19 protein-coding genes and 1 pseudogene are annotated in these 18,042 nt (G+C 61.4%); 6 read left to right on the top strand and 14 right to left on the bottom strand.

Annotated elements, in window-relative coordinates; translation table 11 throughout:
* Positions 1 to 12: 12 nt before the first annotated feature.
* The 7 genes from PMI16_RS23935 to rsmB all read right to left on the bottom strand — a co-directional run bounded on the left by PMI16_RS23935 (position 13) and on the right by rsmB (position 7,624).
* Positions 13 to 849 carry a DMT family transporter gene (locus PMI16_RS23935; protein ID WP_007884418.1) on the bottom strand — a complete coding sequence of 279 codons (837 nt, stop codon included), beginning with the start codon at positions 847 to 849 and terminating at the stop codon, positions 13 to 15.
* Positions 850 to 932: 83 nt separating this feature from the next.
* Complete coding sequence (gene trmB, locus PMI16_RS23930) at positions 933 to 1,607, bottom strand: tRNA (guanine(46)-N(7))-methyltransferase TrmB (protein WP_007884417.1); 675 nt, start codon at positions 1,605 to 1,607, stop codon at positions 933 to 935.
* A gap of 189 nt (positions 1,608 to 1,796) precedes the next feature.
* A complete protein-coding gene (locus PMI16_RS23925; protein WP_007884416.1) occupies positions 1,797 to 2,054 on the bottom strand; it encodes a BTH_I0359 family protein in 258 nt (85 codons plus the stop codon).
* Positions 2,055 to 2,394: 340 nt separating this feature from the next.
* Positions 2,395 to 3,132, bottom strand: coding sequence for a response regulator (locus tag PMI16_RS23920; RefSeq protein WP_007884415.1), 738 nt, complete (start codon positions 3,130 to 3,132; stop codon positions 2,395 to 2,397).
* A 211-nt stretch (positions 3,133 to 3,343) separates the two neighbouring features.
* Positions 3,344 to 5,662: a sensor histidine kinase gene (locus PMI16_RS23915; RefSeq protein ID WP_007884414.1), complete on the bottom strand. Its 2,319-nt coding sequence runs from the start codon at positions 5,660 to 5,662 to the stop codon at positions 3,344 to 3,346.
* Positions 5,659 to 6,336: a DUF4390 domain-containing protein gene (locus tag PMI16_RS23910; protein WP_007884413.1), complete on the bottom strand. Its 678-nt coding sequence runs from the start codon at positions 6,334 to 6,336 to the stop codon at positions 5,659 to 5,661. The genes PMI16_RS23915 and PMI16_RS23910 overlap by 4 nt, the downstream gene beginning before the upstream one ends.
* Positions 6,308 to 7,624 carry a 16S rRNA (cytosine(967)-C(5))-methyltransferase RsmB gene (gene rsmB, locus PMI16_RS23905; protein ID WP_007884412.1) on the bottom strand — a complete coding sequence of 439 codons (1,317 nt, stop codon included), beginning with the start codon at positions 7,622 to 7,624 and terminating at the stop codon, positions 6,308 to 6,310. Before rsmB ends, PMI16_RS23910 begins: the two co-directional genes overlap by 29 nt.
* Positions 7,625 to 7,895: 271 nt before the next feature.
* Here rsmB and PMI16_RS23895 point away from each other — a divergent pair, with 271 nt between their 5' ends.
* Positions 7,896 to 9,104 (top strand): MFS transporter, encoded by a 1,209-nt coding sequence (locus PMI16_RS23895; protein WP_034382117.1) that lies wholly within the window; start codon positions 7,896 to 7,898, stop codon positions 9,102 to 9,104.
* A gap of 75 nt (positions 9,105 to 9,179) precedes the next feature.
* Here PMI16_RS23895 and PMI16_RS23890 read toward each other — a convergent pair whose 3' ends face one another.
* From PMI16_RS23890 to PMI16_RS23860, 7 genes are all read right to left on the bottom strand, one after another.
* Positions 9,180 to 9,524 (bottom strand): DUF1840 domain-containing protein, encoded by a 345-nt coding sequence (locus PMI16_RS23890; RefSeq protein WP_007884409.1) that lies wholly within the window; start codon positions 9,522 to 9,524, stop codon positions 9,180 to 9,182.
* A gap of 145 nt (positions 9,525 to 9,669) precedes the next feature.
* Positions 9,670 to 10,185, bottom strand: a complete 516-nt coding sequence (locus PMI16_RS23885; protein WP_007884407.1) for a hypothetical protein — start codon at positions 10,183 to 10,185, stop codon at positions 9,670 to 9,672.
* Positions 10,186 to 10,194: 9 nt separating this feature from the next.
* Positions 10,195 to 11,166: a DMT family transporter gene (locus tag PMI16_RS23880; RefSeq protein WP_007884406.1), complete on the bottom strand. Its 972-nt coding sequence runs from the start codon at positions 11,164 to 11,166 to the stop codon at positions 10,195 to 10,197.
* A 90-nt stretch (positions 11,167 to 11,256) separates the two neighbouring features.
* On the bottom strand, positions 11,257 to 11,682 hold the full coding sequence (locus PMI16_RS23875) for a hypothetical protein (protein WP_007884405.1): 426 nt from the start codon (positions 11,680 to 11,682) through the stop codon (positions 11,257 to 11,259).
* 16 nt (positions 11,683 to 11,698) lie between these two features.
* Positions 11,699 to 13,225: a YifB family Mg chelatase-like AAA ATPase gene (locus PMI16_RS23870; protein WP_007884404.1), complete on the bottom strand. Its 1,527-nt coding sequence runs from the start codon at positions 13,223 to 13,225 to the stop codon at positions 11,699 to 11,701.
* A gap of 12 nt (positions 13,226 to 13,237) precedes the next feature.
* Positions 13,238 to 13,480: an accessory factor UbiK family protein gene (locus tag PMI16_RS23865; protein WP_007884403.1), complete on the bottom strand. Its 243-nt coding sequence runs from the start codon at positions 13,478 to 13,480 to the stop codon at positions 13,238 to 13,240.
* Between the two features lie 151 nt (positions 13,481 to 13,631).
* The gene (locus PMI16_RS23860) at positions 13,632 to 14,570 is read right to left on the bottom strand and encodes a LysR substrate-binding domain-containing protein (RefSeq protein WP_007884401.1); all 939 of its coding nucleotides are present in this window, start codon (positions 14,568 to 14,570) and stop codon (positions 13,632 to 13,634) included.
* Positions 14,571 to 14,779: 209 nt separating this feature from the next.
* Here PMI16_RS23860 and PMI16_RS23855 point away from each other — a divergent pair, with 209 nt between their 5' ends.
* The 5 genes and pseudogenes from PMI16_RS23855 to PMI16_RS25575 form a co-directional block, all read left to right on the top strand.
* On the top strand, positions 14,780 to 15,517 hold the full coding sequence (locus PMI16_RS23855) for an isochorismatase family protein (RefSeq protein ID WP_007884400.1): 738 nt from the start codon (positions 14,780 to 14,782) through the stop codon (positions 15,515 to 15,517).
* A 25-nt stretch (positions 15,518 to 15,542) separates the two neighbouring features.
* Positions 15,543 to 16,409, top strand: coding sequence for a pirin family protein (locus PMI16_RS23850; protein ID WP_007884399.1), 867 nt, complete (start codon positions 15,543 to 15,545; stop codon positions 16,407 to 16,409).
* Between the two features lie 281 nt (positions 16,410 to 16,690).
* A complete protein-coding gene (locus PMI16_RS23845; RefSeq protein ID WP_007884398.1) occupies positions 16,691 to 17,491 on the top strand; it encodes a TorF family putative porin in 801 nt (266 codons plus the stop codon).
* 11 nt (positions 17,492 to 17,502) lie between these two features.
* A complete protein-coding gene (locus PMI16_RS23840) occupies positions 17,503 to 17,841 on the top strand; it encodes a P-II family nitrogen regulator (RefSeq protein WP_007884397.1) in 339 nt (112 codons plus the stop codon).
* A gap of 12 nt (positions 17,842 to 17,853) precedes the next feature.
* Positions 17,854 to 18,042 (top strand): annotated as a pseudogene (locus tag PMI16_RS25575) (ammonium transporter); the annotation flags it as partial.

Raw genomic sequence — 18,042 nt, 5'->3', positions numbered from 1 at the left:
TCCACGTTGGCGCTATCGATGCATCCCCAGCACGATGGCGCCGACAGTGATGACGATGCAGGCGAAGATGCGCCGCATCGTCAGTTTTTCTCCCAGAAAGATCGCACCGATCAACGCTGCAAACAGCACCGACGTTTCGCGCAAGGCTGAGACGGTTCCCATCGGCGCCAGCGTCACCGCCCAGATCACAATGCCGTAAGCCAGCAGAGACATGACCCCGCCGGCGAGGCCGAGCCAGTTTTGCCTGCGTTCCACCGCCATCGGCAGGCGCCGGTGCATCCACATGAAAATCAGCGCCATCGGAAAGCTGTCGAGCACGAATAGCCAGCCCGAATAAGAGATGGCGTTGCCCGCCAGTCGCGCGCCGATGCCGTCAGTCACGGTATAGGCTGCGATGAACGCGCCGGTGGTGAACGCCGCAATCGGACCGGACAGGTTGTGGCGGTCCTTGATGTGCGCCAGGCTGATGATGCCGATCGACACCAGCGCCACGCCCAGCCAGGTGTGGCTGCTCATCTGTTCGCCGACGAAGATGGCGGCGCCGATCGACACCAGCATCGGCGACGAACCGCGCGCAATCGGGTAGGACTGGCCGAAGTCGCCGATGCGATAGGCGCGGACCAGGAACAGGTTGTAGCCGGTGTGCAGGATCGCGGAGAGGATGATGTAGAACCAGGCGTCCGCGTGCGGCAGCGGCGTGAAGACCACCAGCGGAATCGCGCCGATGCCGGCGCCGATGGTCATGACGGTCAGCGAGGCGAGGCGGTCGCCGCTGCTTTTCAGCAAGGCGTTCCATGAGGCGTGCAACAAGGCGGCGCAGAGCACCAGGGCGATGACGGCAAAACTCATGAAAGATATCCGGGAAGAAGGGCCATGTCGGCGAGGATTAAGGGATGGGTATAAGCGAGGAGGGTTGTAGGAGAGGCAAGTCGCTAGCGCACTTGTACCCGGCAACGCCACAGGGAATGACCGGAGGCGAGGTACTTGCGCTCGAACGGCGTGATCGGCGCATCGGTCGCGTAGGCCTCGCTTGCCGCCGCGCGGTCGAGCTTGTCCTGAGCGACCTGATTGAGCGCCGCCGCGAACTCTTCGATGTAGATCTGCCAGTTGCTGCGGCATTCGATATAGCCGCCCAGCGCGACGATGGTCGGGAATACCGCATGCCCTTGCCAGCGGCGCGCCACGTGGCCGATCTTGGGCCAGGGGTTGGGGTAAAGCAGATACTGGCGCGCGGGAAAGATGCCGGCCTCCAGCAGCAGTCGCCAGTAATCGACCAGATCGGCGCGGACGAAACACAGGTTGAGCGGCTCGGGGCCGTTCCAGTGGGTGTTGCGCGCCAGGCGGTCTTCGGACTGATCGATGCCGATGACGAAGTGATCGGGAAACTGCACCGCCAGATGGTAGGAGGAAAGCCCCACGCCGCAGCCGGTGTCGAGGATCAGCGGCGGCGCGCCAGCCGCGCGCCAGGCGACGATGCTGCGGTCGAATGCGCTGCGGTTGTAATCGGTGACGGGTTTGCGGAACGGCGTCGCGACATGCCTGGCGACCAGCGCGGAGAGCTGCTCATGGATGCCGGTCTGGCTACTGGTGATGGGAGACGAGTTCACTTCGGGCCTGGAGGCGAAAGAAGCCTGACATTATAGCCGTCCGGAAAGTGCGTGAGTTTGCGGAAGTCTGAAGGAAGCGGCCGGATCGCCGGCGTTGTTGCGGAAGGGGGGAGATGGGCGCGGTACCCGAGAAGGCAGGCGCGAGGCAATCCCGCTACATTGTCATGCTGCGGGATTGCACCGTGAGAGTTAGTGCAAAGTCATCGGATGACGCATCATCAGATCGTACTTGCTGAGGAAGGTATCGATGTCTTCCATCGATGGTTCCGTCGCAATCAGATCCTGCACGTCCTTGCGAAACAGTTCGGCGGCGGGGCCGTCGATGTAGATTTCGCGCTGGCCCGATTTGTCCATGATTTCATAACCGCCGAAGCGCAGGGCTTCATGGTCGTGGTCGGCACCGAATTCAACGACGCTGTATTGCTCACTGTTGTAGATCAGGTTCATAGTGGCTCCTTGTGCAAATGCTAGCTTTGTGAAGGAAGTGGCGTCATATCCGGGGATTTCAAGGGTAGAGCAGTCCTGCCCGAGAACCTGTTCTTGAATCTCCCTGAGTGTAATTACGGCGTAATTGAGGAGAACTTGTGCCCGGATGACAAAATGACATGAACAAACAGGCGAGCAGCCTTCAACAGTGGATGAGCCTGCGGCGAGAAGGTTCCGGAACGCTTGCCGGGCATCAAGGCAAACAACGATCAGGCAGACGGAAAGGCTGACGGGAAGGGGATGGTAGAAATACGGTAAGCGGCAAAACGGCCAATGCCGCTTTGCCACCGGGCATCAAGGATCAGATGCCTTTTTTGGACAGCTTGCCGGGCTCCACGCCCAGCTGTTTGAGTTTGCGGTACAAGTGGGTGCGTTCCAGGCCGGTGCGTTCGGCCACGCGCGTCATGCTGCCGTTTTCGCGGACCAGGTGATATTCGAAATAAGCGCGCTCGAACGCATCGCGCGCTTCGCGCAGCGGCAAGTCGAAGGAAATATTGGAGGCGTTGTCGGCAATCGGTGCATACGCCGGCGCGGCCGTCATGCCGTGCCCGTGATGCAGCGTGTCCGCGGCGCCCGGCGGTGCGTAGGAAGATTGGGGACTCGGATGGTGGTCGATGCTGTCGGCGCTTGCCGCCACCGTCGGTCGGATGTAGGACACCGGACGCGCCGGTTCGCGGCTGTGCGAGAGACCTTGCTGGACTGCCTTGAGCAGTTTTTGCAGGGCGATCGGTTTTTCCAGGAAATTGAGCGCGCCGATGCGGGTCGCTTCGACGGCGGTATCGATGGTGGCGTGGCCGGACATCATGATGACCGGCATGGTCAGCAGACCGTCGCGCTGCCATTCCTTGAGCAAGGTGACGCCATCGGTGTCCGGCATCCAGATGTCGAGCAGCACCAGATCGGGAACGCTGCCCGATCGCAATTCACGCGCCTGTTGTGCATTCTCGGCGGTTGCTACGACATGTCCTTCATCGCCCAAAATTTCCGAGAGCAATTCGCGGATGCCCATTTCGTCATCGACGACCAGGATGTTAGCCATGTGCCTGCTTTCCTCACTAGATATTTTTGAGATTTTCTGTGCGACCGGTGAATTCTTTGCAAAGCACCGTTGCAAAATCAATCTGGCGTGTCGGCGAGGACGGTACGCATAATCGTACGGCACGCAGACACAAAAAACGCCGGGTTAATTTCGCAACCTTACTCGGTAAAGACCCATGTATCAACGGCAGCTACGGCAAAAATCTTAATCCTTATGCATCGGATGCTAACTTTAACAGCAAAATCAGTATTTTTGCGCCTCTTGTTTCGCTTCGATTTTGTATATCGACGCGGCCCCCATGTTCATCAATGATTTTCTTGACCATTGCGAGGCCCAAACCAGTACCTTTTGGTTTCGATGTTACATAAGGTTCGAATGCGTTCGCCAAAATCTTTGAGGCGAAGCCGGGGCCGTTGTCGGTGATGGTCAATCTCACGGCGCTGCGCGCCGCACCGCCCGAACCCTGATACTTGACCAGTTCCGTGGCCACTTCGATGCGCGGTGCGATGTCGCCGTTTTCGGCCACGGCGTCTTGTGCGTTCTGCAGCAGGTTGTGGATGACCTGGCGCAGTTGCGTGGCGTCTCCCATGACCTTCGGCAGATCCGGCGCCAGCCTGACGTGGATGCTGTCGCGGCCGTCGCCGGCCAGGTACAGGTGCAGAATTTCTTCGGTCAGGGCATTCAGGTCCAGCGCGGAAGGCTTGGCCGGCGGCGTCTTTGCATATTCGCGGAAGTCGTCGACCATGTGCTTCATGGCGGTGACCTGATTGACGATCGTGGTCGTGCCTTTTGCCAGTATTGCTGCGTCCTGCGGCAGCAGCTTGTCGGACAGGCGCATCTGCAGGCGCTCGGCGGACAACTGGATCGGCGTCAACGGATTCTTGATTTCATGGGCCAGGCGCCGCGCCACTTCGCCCCAGGCAATCGAGCGCTGGGCGGAAATCACGTTGCTGATGTCGTCGAACACGACGACATAGCCGACGCCGCTTTCCACCGGCAGGTGCGAGCCGCGCGCCAGCAGGGTGGTCTTGCCGCTGGCCGAATCGCCTTCCTTGTGGCCTTCCTTGCGGTGTTCCGGCGCGGGGACGTCGATGCCGCCGTCAGTGCTGGTGTTTATGCCGCGATGCGGCAGTTCGATCTGCTGCTGCCAGTGCAGGCTGTCTTGCGGCGCGTCGGAGGCCAGCTGCGCGCGCTGTTCGGAAAAAGCCTTGATGATCGCTTCGGCAAACAAGGCCTGGCCTTCGATGGTGTGCAGCGGGGTGCCGATGCGGCCGCTGAAGTCGTAGCCGAGAATCCGGCGCACCGAGTCGTTGACGCTGACGATGCAGAACTCGCTGTCGAGCACCATCACGCCGGCCGACATGTTGGCCAGCACGGACTCCAGATAGGCCTTGGCGTTTTCCAGTTCGGCGCGGTTTTTTTCCACGGAGGTGCGCGCTTCCAGCAATTGCCGCGTCATGATGTTGAAGGACTGCGTCAGCGTGCCGAGTTCGTCCGAGGTGCTGACGATGGGTCGCGGCGACAGGTCGCCCTCGGCTACCGCCTTGGTGCCTTCGGCCAGCAGCAGCAAAGGTTTGGCCAGGTCGCTGGCGATCAGGAAGGCGCTGGCGATGGCGCCGAAGATCGCCAGCAGCAGCGTCAGGGTCAGCGTGACGATGTAGATCTTGCGCAGACCGGAGCGCGCCACCGAGCGTTGCTGGTATTCGCTGTAGGCCAGCCGCAGGGTTTCCGCGTTGGTGGCGAGGTAGTCCGGCACCGGCTGCAGGATCTGCAGGAAGCGGCTGTCGTTTTGCAGGCCCATGGCCTTGGACGAGGCCGGCACCGAGATCACCACGTGCAGGCGCAGGTTGCCGTCCGAATCCGACTCGCCGTTGAGAGGACGCGAGTCGTCGCTTTCCACGACCGAGTAGCCGCGCGTGACCTTGGCCTGTCGCATCATCGCCGTGGTCGGCACGGTCGGCGTGAGCACGCCGATGCGTCCGCCCACGGTCGCCAGCACCTGGCCGCTGGCGCTGACGACGGTGATCTCCATGCTCTGGTCGCGTTGCCGCGACAGATAGGTAACCTGTTCGGAATCGGACATGTCGGCCAGTTCCTGCGCCATCGCGCGGCCGCGCGCGGTCAGGTCGGTCAGCGACGAGTCCAGCGCATTGCGGCCGAGATTGAGGCCGGCTTCCAGCGCGGCTTCCATGCGTACGTCGAACCACGATTCGATCGAGCGCGAGACAAATTGCACCGACACCAGATAAATCACCGCGCCGGGCAGGATGCCGATCAACGCGAACAGCATGACCAGCCGCGCCAGCAGTTTGGAGCCGAACTTGCCGCGCCGGTAGCGCTTGTACAGCCGCGTGAGCAGCAGCACGACCAGGAACAGCAGGGCCACGGCCGCCAGCGCGTTCAGGCCCAGCAGCCAGGGATAGTGCTGATCGAACAGGGCGGAGTTTTCAGAGGCCGAGGCCAGCAGGAACAGGAGGATGCTGATGACGCTGCCGCCCACCACCAGCAGATAGCGCAGGGTACGGGTCATTCGACTTTGAAGGTAAATTCTTTCCAATCGGAGGAAAGGCGCCAGTCGCTGTTATTGAGCGCGTTGATCTGGAACGGTTTGGGCAGCTGGGCCACGTCCAGGCGCATGCGCAGGCCGACGTTGTAGATGTCGCCGGACTTGAGCGTGCTCTTGTCGGCAATGATCCAGCGTGGCGGCCGGCGGATCAGCGACAGGGCATCTTCCAGCGATGAAAAACTTTGTTGCAACTGGCCGCTGGTCGAGGCGTGATACTGGCGCGTCAGCACGTTGAAAGAGATGCGCACCGTGCGCGAAACCGAAATCGACACTTCGTCGAACCAGTACCAGCGCCGCCGCGTGAGTTGCACGTCGGTGGTGAAGTACAGCGGCACGCCGCGCACCAGGGCGTCTTCCAGGCTGCGATTGAGTTCGAACGAATACGACGCCGACAGCCGGTAGCCGTCGTCGGTGGCCTCCAGCGAGGCTTGCGTGATATCGATTTCCGCTGCGTGGCCATGGGGCTGCGAAAACAGCAGGACCAGCGCCAGCATCACGCAGCGCAGTTGCCAAAGCAGTTGCAGGAGCGGACGGATGGCAGTCGACGTCACCGGCGCAGGATGGCGGAATGACGGCAGATGAGTGGAGATAAGGGCCGATTGCGTCAATTCATGGTCCAGTTTTTTGAAACAGCGCATAAAACAGGCCGTCATGGTCGGTTTCTGCACTGGCGGTCGGCAGCAGTTGACCTGGAGCGGGCAGTCGGACGGCCTGGTTGCGCTGGGCGAACGCGGCAGCCTGATCTTCCGACTCCTGCGGCCACAACGAACAAGTTACCAACAGCAATTTACCATCCGGCTTTAGCATCTGCCAAAGATTGTCGAGGATTTGCGAGGAAAGTGTTGCGAGTTGCGTCGTATCAGTTTTGCGGCGCAGCCAGCGAATGTCCGGGTGTCGGCGCACAATGCCCGAGGCAGTGCAGGGGACATCGGCGAGAATGCGGTCGAATTGTTTTCCATCCCACCAGCCGTCGCCAGCACCGTCACTACGTGCATCGCCGGCTTTGAGCACGGCGCTCAATTGCAGGCGCTGCAGGTTTTCTTCGATGCGGCGCAGACGCTTGGGATCATGGTCCAACGCCACCAGATCGATGTCGGCGCATTCGAGCAAGTGGCCGGTCTTGCCGCCGGGAGCGGCGCAGGCGTCGAGCACGTACATGCCGTCGTGCACGTCCAGCAAAGGCGCGGCCAGTTGCGCGGCAGCGTCCTGCACCGACGCCAGGCCATCGGTAAAGCCGGGTATTTGCGCGACCGGCGCGGGTTTGTCCAGGCGCACCGCGTCCGGGCCGACCTGGCGCGCGCCGATGCCTTGCGCGGTCAGCGTCTGCAAATAAGCAGCGACGGTGGTTTTGCGGCGATTGACGCGCAGGGTCAGCGGCGGCGGGGCATTACCGGCGCGCAGGATGTCTTGCCACTGGTCCGGATAGGCGGCCTTGAGCCGGTCGATCCACCAGGTCGGATAATTCCATGCACCGGCCGGCGTCTTTTCCACCTGCGGCAGCAAGGTCGCGCGTTCACGCAGGAAGCGGCGCAGGATGGCGTTGACTACGCCTTTGGCATGGCTCATCTCGGGATCGGCCGCGGCGGCCTCGACTGCCTGATTCACCACCGTGAAATCGTCGTAGGCGGGATTGGCTTGATCCAGCAGCAGGCTCAGCGCACAGGTCAGCAGACCGTGCAGCACCGCCGGTTGCGGCGGCTTGTTGGCCAGCAGGCTGAGCAGGCCGTCGGCCACGCCCAGTTTGCGCATGCTCAGATAGGACAGGTCCTGGATCGCGCCGCGCGCCTGCGGCGTTGCGGCGCCGTGCGAAAAGATGCGCGCCAGCGCCTGCGGCAGGGCGACGCCGTCGCGCACGCTGACGATCGCCTGTGCGGCGCCATGCAGGCCATGGGCCAGGGAATCTGTTTTTAAGGAAACTTGAGTCACGTTAATGCTTGTTAAGGGCTGGTTCGACGCCGAAGCCGACGCCTGTCAAAACGCCGCCGATTGCGCGGTCCGACCTGGCTTGCTCAATCCGGGCGTCCACGCGGAGCGTCAGTGTACCAGCGACCAAGGCCGCGCCGCTATTGCGGATGACCGGTGCGGCAACAAAAATCGGACTTTCACCTTGCAGCAAGGGCGGGATGGGTCTCACCGGCAGGATTTCGCCAATTCGGCTACAGTGTCTCCCTCTTTTCTGACCCGGAAGACCCGTCTCATGGAAACCGCTTCTGCAATACAGGGCAAGCAGCAGGACATCGCCGGCTGGATGATTACGCTGCTGGCTGCCGCTTGCGGCATCATCGTCGCCAATCTTTACTACGCGCAGCCGCTGATCGGCCCGATTGCGGCCGCCACCGGCATCTCGCCCGGCGCCGCCGGACTGATCGTCACGCTGGCGCAGGTCGGCTATGGGCTGGGTTTGCTGTTCATCGTCCCGGCCGGCGACCTGCTCGAAAACCGCAAGCTGGTCGTGAGCCTGATGGTGATCACCTGCATCGCCCTGGTCGGCGCCGCCTATGCGAACAACGCCACGCAATTTTTCCTGGCGGCGTTCATCATCGGCGTCAGTTCCGTCGGCGCTCAGGTGCTGGTGCCGTACGCCGCACACATGTCGCTGCCGGAAACGCGCGGGCGCGCCGTCGGCAATGTCATGAGCGGCTTGCTGATGGGGATACTGCTGGCGCGGCCCTTGGCTAGCCTGGTGGCGGATTTGCTGGGCTGGCACGCGATCTTCGGCTTGTCGGCGGTCGCCATCGCATTGCTGGCGCTGGTGTTGCTGCGCTATCTGCCGCAACGCCGGCCGCCGGCAGGCATGCACTATTTCGCCTTGCTGGCGTCGATGTGGCATCTGGTCAAAACGACGCCGGTCCTGCGCCGCCGTTCGATGTATCACGCGTTGGCGTTTGCCGCCTTCAGCCTGTTCTGGACGACCTCGCCGCTGTGGTTGGCAAGTCCTGCATTCAACATGTCGCAACAGGGCATTGCGCTGTTCGCCTTTGCCGGCGTGATTGGCGTGATCGCGGCGCCGATTGCCGGTCGGGTGGCCGACCGCGGCTGGAGCCGTCCGGCCACCGGCATCGCCATGCTGTCGATCGCCGTCGCATTCTTGCTGACGCATTTCTGGTCGGGCGGACGCGAATCGTCGCTGGCGGTCTTGCTGGCGGCGGCGATTTTGCTCGACTTCGGCGTATCGGCCAATCTGGTGCTGAGCCAGCGCGCCATCTACGCGCTGGGCGGAGAAATCCGCAGCCGCCTCAACGGCTTGTTCATGGCGACGTTCTTCGGCGGCGGCGCGCTTGGATCGGCGCTGGGCGCCTGGATTTATGCCGAAGGCGGCTGGAGCGCCACGTCCTTGCTGGGTTTTGCGTTTCCGGCGATGGCGTTGCTGTATTACTTCACCGAGTTCCGGGCGACGGCCAGATAAGCCTTTTCGGAGGCCAAAAAGCAACACAGGAGCCGCAGCTCCTGTGTTCTCGCCAACTTCCCCGGGTTTGAAACCTCAAACGCCCCAGAGGATGTCGTAATTTCCCTTCTTTGCTTCACGCAACATGTCCAGCAGCGGGTAAGCGCGCGCCGAAAATGTTACCGGCTCGATTTTTTCGTGGCCGTGGTCGTCGCCGTTCTCGTTGTGATGCGCATGCACGTCGCGCTCCAGCGCTGCGACCGCTTCATGCGCCTTGCTGGAGTCGATTTGCTTTTCCAGCAGGGCGAGCGCTTCGCCGCTTTCGGCCGCGGTGATCACGCCGCGCGTGATGTCTTTGCGCAGCAGGTCGAGGATGGGCTTGGCATGCGATTCATACATGACAACATCGGCAGCAGCTTTTGATTTGAACGTAACCAGCATATTTCCTCAGGGTATTGATGTTAGTCAGAGCGTTTCCCTTGAACAGGTTCTTACGGATAACGCTTAATGCAATATTCGGTCTACAACTGTCTTATAGGATACCTCGTCACCGCCGCGCTTGTCATCTTCGCCTTGGAGGGGCGCCTCAGGCGGGCTTGAAGGAGGTGTAAAAGGTTTCGATGTTTTCCGGCGTCAGCGCTTTTTCGCCGCCGACGATCAGCACCTGGTAGATCCGCTTGTCCCTGGCCACCAGCCGCGCCATCAGCACGGCGGGCTGGCCGCGCGCCACGCCGGCGACCACCACGTCAAGCACCTGGCCGCCTTCCACTTTGCCCGGGATGGACGTGTCGCGCACCGTGCCGTCGATATTGTTGATCAGCGCGGTGCGCATCGATTCCAGCGCCTTGGGCGCCTGCGCGGCGTCGGTCAGTTCCGCCGCGCCGACGGCGAAGGTTACGCCGTCGATTTCGGCGGCGGTCATGGTCATCGTCACCGGCAGGCCGTTCAGGTCGATCTGGCGCGAGAACGAGGCCGGCTTGGCGGGCAACAGGACGGTGAACTGGATCTTGTCGCCATGCGCTTCGCGCCAGTTGTACTTGGGCGAGCACGCGGCCAGCAAGGCAAGGGCGCAGCCCGGGATAAGGAATCGGAGTGAACGCATGGGCAGGACTCAGGGTGTGGGTGACGCCGGCGCTTGCCGGGAAAAGGTGCGCACGCCGAACACCACGCCGATGCACAGGAAGGCGACGCCGGCCAGTATTTTCATGCCCGGCGCCGTGCCGCGCAAGAGGAAGGCGTACAGCAGCGCCGCCAGGGTTTCGAACACGATCAACTGCGCCACCAGTGCGGTGGGCAGCAACTGGCTGGCCTTGTTCCACAGCAGCGTGCCGATCCAGGACGCGGACAGGCCGATCAGCAGCATCATCAGAATGTAGACGCCCGGACGCGGCCCCAGCGGGAAGTCGTAAGCGTTGCCGGCGACATGGTTGTAGATGCCGTACAGGACGAAACCGGCCAGCGCCATCGGCAGCGTCGCCAGACCCTGCGCGGTGGCCCAGGTGATTGAGTTGATGCGCGGATGCGCGCGCAGGTAGCGTGAATTGACGATCGGATACCAGGTCCAGCCGGCAACGGCGCAGATCGCGACGATGCAGCCCAGCATGTAGTCCGTGGTCGAGCGGGTATTGCCGGTGTTGTTCCTGAGATGTTCAAGCTCGCTGCTGTTGACCAGCACCAGGCCCAGGCCCAGAATCGCCAGCGATGGCGCCAGACGGCTCCAGGCCACCGATTCCGATACATGTCCAGGACGCCAGTTGGCGCAGACCGAAATGACGATCGGCAAGGTGCCGATCAGCATGGTCGGCAGCGGCGCATCCGCCAGCTGGATTGAGGTGGCCAGCATGGCGTAGTACAACAGGTTGCCCACCAGCGAGAGCTTGAAGGCGACCTTCCAGTCCTCCCGGCTCAACGCGGCGATGCGCTTGCGGTCGAAGCAGGCCGGCACCAGCGCGATCAGGCCGAACGCGACATAGCGCCCCAGCGACAACACCACGCCGGGATAGTCGGCCAGCAACAAGGGCGTGACGAAAACCAGGCCCCACATCAGGCCGGCGCACAGGGCGCAGAGAATGCCAATCAGCATGGAAGACAATCAGAGAACATGAAAAACACGGGCATCATACGTGATCACGAAAATCAGAGTGGAGTATCGCGACGGCGCCAGTATCGCCGCTTACCGGCATTCGCGCTGGAACTGATCTTCCAGCCGCGCGCGCCGGCCATACCGGATCTGGCCCGTGGCGCTGTTGGATGAATTGACCTGCACGCCGGGAATGGATGAGGGCGGCGGGACAAAGCCGCCGTCGCGGCGCCGTTCCTGCGGATAGGTATTGTGCTGTGGTTCCGGTTCGCCATGCCGGGCGCGCTCGATGTCGGCGCGCAACTGGCGGCAGCGCGGGCTGAGTTCGGGTTCTTTCGTGCTGGTGTTTCCGGCATCTCTGGCGGCTTGATCGTCAAGGCTCTTTTGCACATCGGGCGGCAGCAGATTCATGGCCTTGCCGATATCGCGATCGCTGGCAATATTTTCGGCGCCGCAAGCGACTGCGCTGGTCAAAGCCAGCAAGAGGGAAACGACGGCGATGCGGACGTGTTTGTTCATGAGGGGGGACGCAGGTTTATTGTTCGCGCAAGGCGCGGCGGTATTGAATCGCTTCCGCGATGTGCGCCTTGCCGATGACCGGCGCCTGGGCCAGATCGGCGATGGTGCGGGCGACCTTCAGCACGCGATGATAGGCGCGTGCCGACCAGTTCAGGCGCGTCATGGCGGTGCGAAGCAAGTCTTCGCCGGCGGCGTCGGGTTTGCAGTGGGTGTCGATTTCGCTGGTCGACAAGAGATGGTTGCTCTTTTGCTGACGCTGTTGTTGCAGGTCGAAGCTGAGCGCCACGCGCCCGGCGATGCTGGCCGATGTCTCGCCATTGGCTTGCTGCAGCAGTTCCTCATGCGCGAGCGCGCCGACCTGGATTTGCATGTCGATGCGATCGAGCAGCGGTCCGGAAATTTTTCCCTGGTAACGTCCCACCTGATCCGGCGTGCAGCGGCATTGTTTCTCCGGATGGCCGAGAAATCCGCACGGACAGGGATTCATCGCGGCAATCAGTTGGAACCGCGCCGGGAAGTCCGCCTGCCGCGCCGCGCGTGAAATCGTGATGCGGCCGGACTCCAGCGGCTCGCGCAAGACTTCCAGCACCCTGCGATCGAATTCCGGCAGTTCGTCCAAAAACAAGACCCCGCGATGCGCCAGCGAAATTTCTCCCGGACGCGGGGTGCCGCCGCCGCCCACCAGCGCCACGCCGGAAGCGGTATGGTGCGGCGAGCGATAGGGACGGGTTTTCCATCGCGCAGACGAGAAGCCGCCCGTCAGCGATTGCACCGCGGCGGACTCCAGCGCTTCGTCGTCGGTCATCGGCGGCAGGATGCCGGGGAAACGGGCCGCCAGCATGGACTTGCCGGTTCCCGGCGGACCGACCAGCAGGACGCTGTGCCCGCCCGCTGCCGCCACCTCCAGCGCGCGCTTGGCTTGCAACTGGCCCTTGACGTCGGAAAAATCGAGATAGGCCGGCGCGCCGGGGGGCTGCACGGAAGGGCGATGCCGGCTCAGTTTCGCATCCGGGTCATGGCCGGCAAAATGGGCGCACACCTGCAGCAGCGAGTCGGCGGGAAAGATCGTCGCATCGGTGACCAATGCAGCCTCGTCGGCGTTCTCGCGCGGCAGGATGAAGGTGCGTGGGCAACCGTCGCTGTGGTTCGATTTGTGCATGGCGTAGGTCATCGCCAGCGCGCCGCGAATCGGACGCAGGTCGCCGGACAAGGACAGCTCGCCGGCGAATTCGTAGCCGTCGAGCGCATCGCCCGGCATCTGGCCCGATGCCGCCAGGATGCCCAGCGCGATCGGCAGATCGAAGCGGCCGGATTCCTTGGGTAAATCGGCGGGAGCCAGGTTGACGGTGATTCTCTTGGCGGGGAATTCAAAGCGCGCGTTCTGCAATGCCGCGCGCACGCGATCCTTGGATTCCTTGACCTCGGTTTCGGGGAGACCGACGATGGTGAAGGAGGGCAAGCCGTTGGCCAGATGTACTTCCACCGTGACTTGCGGCGCTTCCATGCCCGCCAGCGCACGGCTCTTCAATACGGCAAGACTCATGCAGCCGGCGCCTCAGACCGCTTTCTGGCGTGCTTCCAGTTCCGCCACGCGCGCTTCCAGTTCATCCAGCTTGGCGCGCGTCTTGGCCAGCACCTGCGCCTGGATATCGAACTCTTCGCGGGTCACCAGGTCGAGCTTGGAAAAGCCCTGGCTCAGCATCGCCTTGACGTTTTTTTCGATGTCTTTGGCGGGAGAATTTTCGATGGCTTTGTTGATTTTGGATTGAAGATCTTCGAAAAATTGTGGCTTGTCCATGATGGGTTCCTTTAGGGGTAATGACACTTCGACAAGTGTAGCGCTTTCGTTGTGCCGAGGGAAAACAAAAAGAGAAAAGCGCCCGCTCCTGCTTGGTGTGAATCAGGCGGGCACAGTTCAATGCAATGCGCGGATATTGTCGGGAGCAAGCTCAGCGCAACCGGGGTTCAGCGCTTAGCAGGGGAGGCAGTTCGGTCTTCAGGAAATCGACGAAAGTACGCACGGCCGGCGCGAGGCCGCGTCGCGACGGGAACAGCACCACCAGATGCCCCGCCTTCGGACGCCATGCGGGCAGTACGAGGTTGAGCGTACGGGCTTCCAGTGCGTCGATGCAGAGATAGAACGGCAGCGCCGCGACTCCCATCCCTGCCATGACGGTCTCTTTCAGGATGGACAGATTGTCGCTTTGCAGGCGCAGTTTTTTGATCGGGATGTCGCGCCGCGCATTGTCGCCATCGCAAAGCTCCCAGGCGATCTCCGTGCCGTTCATCGGCGCATACAGCAGGGCGTCGGCTTGCGCGAGCGCTTCAAGGGTGTCGATCCGGCCGTTTTGCGCGAGATAGATCGGGCTTGCCGCCAGCACCCAGCGCGTCGTGCAGAGATTGGCCTTGACCAGGCTGGACGATTCCATCTCGGCGTTGACGCCGCGCACGACGACGTCGATGTTCTCTTCGATCAGATCGACGCGGCGGTTGGCAGCCTGGATGATCAGACGGATTTTCGGATACTTCAGCATGAAACCCGGCAGCAGGCGCGCCAGTACGAGGTCGGCGATCGCCACCGGCAAGCTGGCGCGGACCGTGCCGGCCGGTTCTGCCTGGCGTTGGCGCACGGCGGCTTCTCCGGCCATCGCTTCGGCCACCATCGCGGCACAGTGCACGTACAGCTCTTGCCCGGCGTCGGTCAGGCTCAGGCTGCGCGATGTCCGTTGCAGCAGGCGCGTGTCCAGCGTCGCTTCCAATTGGGAAATACGGCGGGAAATGCTCGATTTCGGCATGTCCAGCGCATCGCCGGCGGCGGTGAAACTGCGGCGTTCGACCACTTGGGTGAAGAGATAGAGATCATTCAAATCAACGGACAGCAGGTTCATCAGAAATCCTGTTTTTGAACGTTCCGTGGGTGGAACGATAGGTTATGGATTTGCGTATTTTTCTTTCAACGTGGCCTGGCTAGGATGGTCGCACATGAAGAAGCGCCGTGTCGGATACCGGGCTTCTGTAGCGAGATGTCTACGCGGCGTCGCTTCTTCATCAGTCGCTGTCAACTCTATCCGCAATTCATTTCTCCGAGGGGAACCGCATGAAGAATCAACGAAAAATCACCCATATTCTGGCCGCAGCAGTTTTTTCCGCATTTGCCATGGCGTCGGCCAGTTCCGCAATCGCCGCCGACGCCGCGACTCCGGTTGCGGCGGTCAAGGCGTCGAACCTGTCTCTGCTGTCGCGCGACAATACCGTTCTGGTGCTGGTCGATCATCAGGTGGGGCTGTTCACCGGCGTGCGCGACATCCCGGTAGCGGACCTCAAGCACAATGTGGTGGCGCTGGCCAAGGCCGCCAAACTCATGGGTATTCCCGTGGTGATGACCGCCACCATGCCGGATGGCATGTGGGGGCCGACCATTCCCGAACTGACCGCGGTGCTGCCCGACGTGCCGGTCATCAGCCGCACCGTCATCAACGCCTGGGACGATCCAAAGGTACGCGAAGCGATCAAGAAGACCGGCCGCAAGCAAATTCTGATCGCCGGCGTTTCGCTGGAAGTGTGTGCCGCATTCCCCGCGCTGTCGGCGACGGCTGCCGGCTACGATGCCCGCGTCGTGCTGGATGCTTCCGGCACCTTCAACGAAGCCAAGCGTGTTGCCGGCCTGCAGCGGCTGACGGTGGCAGGCGTGCCGGTGACGGACTATGCCTCCGCCGGCGTCGAATTGCTGCGTGACAACGCCGATCCGAAAGCGCACGACGTCTACACCGCGCTGGACATCCCGTTTGCCACCCTGGTCTGGCAAGTGACCAATGCCGTTTCCAGGCAAAAATAAATTCCTCTAAAGGGAGACGCCGAGCATGACTGCCGAACTGCATTTTTCACCCGTCGTCGAAGCCGCGCCTTTTGCCATCGGCGCGAGTTTCGAGGCGCGGCAAATAGCCGAGCAGGCCTTCGGCGGTCTGATCGACCCGGTCGTCATGGTCGATCACTTCCACATGAGTGCGCCGACTTTCGCGCCGCACCCGCACGCCGGCATGTCCGCCGTCACCTATATGTTCGAAGATTCGGTCGGACATCATATGAACTACGACTCGATCGGCAACAACGGTCCGATCAAGCCGGGCGCCCTGCATTGGCTGGTGGCCGGGCGCGGCGTGGTGCACACCGAGCAACCCGAAGGGGCGGGGCTGCACATCCACGCGCTGCAGATATTCGTCAATTTGCCCGCCGCTAGGAAATATATCGAACCGCATGCCGTGCATGTCGAGGCGGAAGATATGCCGGAATTTTACGCACCGGGGGTGCGGGTGCGCGTGGTGAGCGGTGAAACCCACAACCTGCGATCGCCGGCGGTGTTGCCGGAGCCGTTTACATTACTGGACGGTTTTCTGGCCGAAGGCGCGTCGTTCGCATATGCGCTGCCCCCGGGCTGGCATGCCCTGGTTTATACCGTCAAAGGCGGTGTGGAGATTGACGACGTGCAGCCGCTCATCGTGCCGGAAGGGCGTGCCGTGGGTATTGGCGGCGCCGGGGCCGTATCGCTGCAGGCGCCCAAAGCCGCGCACTTCGTCCTGCTGGCGGGGCGGGCGCTGAAAGAGCCCTTGGTGAAGCATGGTCCGTTCGTCATGAACAGCGGTGCACAGATTGAAGAACGCATCCGTGCCTATCAACAGGGGCAATTCGGCCGGCTGGAAGGTTTTCCGGGCGCGAGCGCTGAAAGATAGCGATAAGACAGCAAGCGCCAGGTGCTTGCACCATAAAAAACATGAAATTCCCCATGGGAAATGTTGTGGCAAAATTGTTGTGCACTATTGTTGTGCATTGATGTTTGTGTTCAACTTTGATGCACCGTTTTTGGGAAAAAAAGAAAAAATGCCGAATTGGAATGTTGATTTGCGCTAAAAAAAGGAAGGCAAACCGGTCAAAAAGGGGTGGCATGGCTCCTGCTATACAAGTTATGCAGAAATGAATAATTTGTTGTTTAACAGAAACCTAGAGGGACGCCATGAAAAAACTGATTCTTGCAGCAGCAGTCGCAGCATCGTTTGTATCGAGCTTCGCGCATGCCGAGGACGCACCCAAGCCGGATAATGAATTCACTTTCAACGCGGCCGTCGTCAGCGACTACCGCTATCGCGGCCTGACACAAACACGCTTCGACCCTGCATTGCAAGTTGGAGCCGACTACACGAACAACCCGACCGGTCTGTATGTCGGTACATGGATGACCAACATCAAATGGATCAAGGATGCCGGCACGCTGACCGGCACCAACACCAAGGGCAATATCGAGTGGGATATCTATGGCGGCAAGCGCGGCGATATCGGCGGCGGTTTCACCTATGACGTCGGCGGCCTGTACTACTACTACCCGGGCAACACGCTGTCCAACAGCGGCGTCAAGAACGCCAACACATTCGAGCTCTATGGCCAGGTCGGTTACGGTCCTGCTTATTTCAAGTATTCGCAATCGCTGACCAACCTGTTCGGCAACGTCGACAGCAAGTACAGCCAGTACTTCGATCTGGGCGCCAACATCGATACTTGGTACGGTACGGTGCTGGGCTTGCACCTTGGTCGCCAGAACGTCAAGGGCAGCAATGCCGGCGTCTCCAACGGTCAATATAGCTACACCGACTGGAAAATCGGCCTGAGCAAAACGTTCGACGATCTGGCAGGTATCACATTGGGTGTTGCCTACCTCGGCACCAACCTGAAGAACGGCGTGCAAACGACGCCTGTTCAAAATGGCGCCAAGAACGTCGGCAAGAGCGGTTTCGTGGTTTCCCTTAGCAAAACTTTCTAATTGAGGTCGGTATGAAACTGATTACAGCGATCATCAAACCATTCAAACTCGACGAGGTTCGTGAAGCCTTGTCGGCAATCGGCGTACAAGGCATCACCGTGACGGAAGTCAAGGGTTTTGGCCGCCAAAAAGGCCACACCGAGCTGTATCGCGGTGCGGAATATGTCGTGGACTTCTTGCCGAAGACCAAGATCGAAGCCGCAGTCGACGATTCCATCGTCGAGCGCGCGCTGGAAGCCATCGAGGCTGCAGCACGCACAGGCAAAATCGGCGACGGCAAGATCTTCGTGCAAGATCTGCTGGACGTTATCCGCATCCGTACCGGCGAAACCGGCAAAGACGCTCTTTAAGGGGGAACAGTAATGAGTATCAAAAAAATGTTGTCAAGTGCGCTGGCAATCGGCACTTTGTTGTTGGCAGTAGGTTTTGCCGCTCCGGCGCAAGCGCAGGATGCGCCTAAGCCGGAAGCTGCCGCCGCAGCTGCTGCTCCGGCAGCACCAGCTGCCGCTGAAGCACCGAAAGCAGCTGCACCGGCAGCAGCTCCGGCCGCC

Source organism: Herbaspirillum sp. CF444 (assembly GCF_000282135.1).
Classification (GTDB): domain Bacteria; phylum Pseudomonadota; class Gammaproteobacteria; order Burkholderiales; family Burkholderiaceae_D; genus Herbaspirillum.
Note: the sequence above shows the minus strand (reverse complement) of the source record. Positions and strands in the feature narration are given on the sequence as shown.

Excerpts from the sequence above, each read along its gene's own strand:
- PMI16_RS23875 (WP_007884405.1), bottom strand. The coding sequence starts at position 11,682 with ATGAACAAACACGTCCGCATCGCCGTCGTTTCCCTCTTGCTGGCTTTG.
- PMI16_RS23910 (WP_007884413.1), bottom strand. The coding sequence starts at position 6,336 with ATGCGCTGTTTCAAAAAACTGGACCATGAATTGACGCAATCGGCCCTT.
- PMI16_RS23855 (WP_007884400.1), top strand. The coding sequence starts at position 14,780 with ATGAAGAATCAACGAAAAATCACCCATATTCTGGCCGCAGCAGTTTTT.
- PMI16_RS23890 (WP_007884409.1), bottom strand. The coding sequence starts at position 9,524 with ATGCTGGTTACGTTCAAATCAAAAGCTGCTGCCGATGTTGTCATGTAT.
- PMI16_RS23920 (WP_007884415.1), bottom strand. The coding sequence starts at position 3,132 with ATGGCTAACATCCTGGTCGTCGATGACGAAATGGGCATCCGCGAATTG.
- PMI16_RS23860 (WP_007884401.1), bottom strand. The coding sequence starts at position 14,570 with ATGAACCTGCTGTCCGTTGATTTGAATGATCTCTATCTCTTCACCCAA.
- PMI16_RS23850 (WP_007884399.1), top strand. The coding sequence starts at position 15,543 with ATGACTGCCGAACTGCATTTTTCACCCGTCGTCGAAGCCGCGCCTTTT.
- PMI16_RS23845 (WP_007884398.1), top strand. The coding sequence starts at position 16,691 with ATGAAAAAACTGATTCTTGCAGCAGCAGTCGCAGCATCGTTTGTATCG.
- PMI16_RS23885 (WP_007884407.1), bottom strand. The coding sequence starts at position 10,185 with ATGCGTTCACTCCGATTCCTTATCCCGGGCTGCGCCCTTGCCTTGCTG.
- PMI16_RS23925 (WP_007884416.1), bottom strand. The coding sequence starts at position 2,054 with ATGAACCTGATCTACAACAGTGAGCAATACAGCGTCGTTGAATTCGGT.
- PMI16_RS23840 (WP_007884397.1), top strand. The coding sequence starts at position 17,503 with ATGAAACTGATTACAGCGATCATCAAACCATTCAAACTCGACGAGGTT.
- PMI16_RS23895 (WP_034382117.1), top strand. The coding sequence starts at position 7,896 with ATGGAAACCGCTTCTGCAATACAGGGCAAGCAGCAGGACATCGCCGGC.
- PMI16_RS23935 (WP_007884418.1), bottom strand. The coding sequence starts at position 849 with ATGAGTTTTGCCGTCATCGCCCTGGTGCTCTGCGCCGCCTTGTTGCAC.
- PMI16_RS23880 (WP_007884406.1), bottom strand. The coding sequence starts at position 11,166 with ATGCTGATTGGCATTCTCTGCGCCCTGTGCGCCGGCCTGATGTGGGGC.
- PMI16_RS23870 (WP_007884404.1), bottom strand. The coding sequence starts at position 13,225 with ATGAGTCTTGCCGTATTGAAGAGCCGTGCGCTGGCGGGCATGGAAGCG.
- PMI16_RS23865 (WP_007884403.1), bottom strand. The coding sequence starts at position 13,480 with ATGGACAAGCCACAATTTTTCGAAGATCTTCAATCCAAAATCAACAAA.
- PMI16_RS23915 (WP_007884414.1), bottom strand. The coding sequence starts at position 5,662 with ATGACCCGTACCCTGCGCTATCTGCTGGTGGTGGGCGGCAGCGTCATC.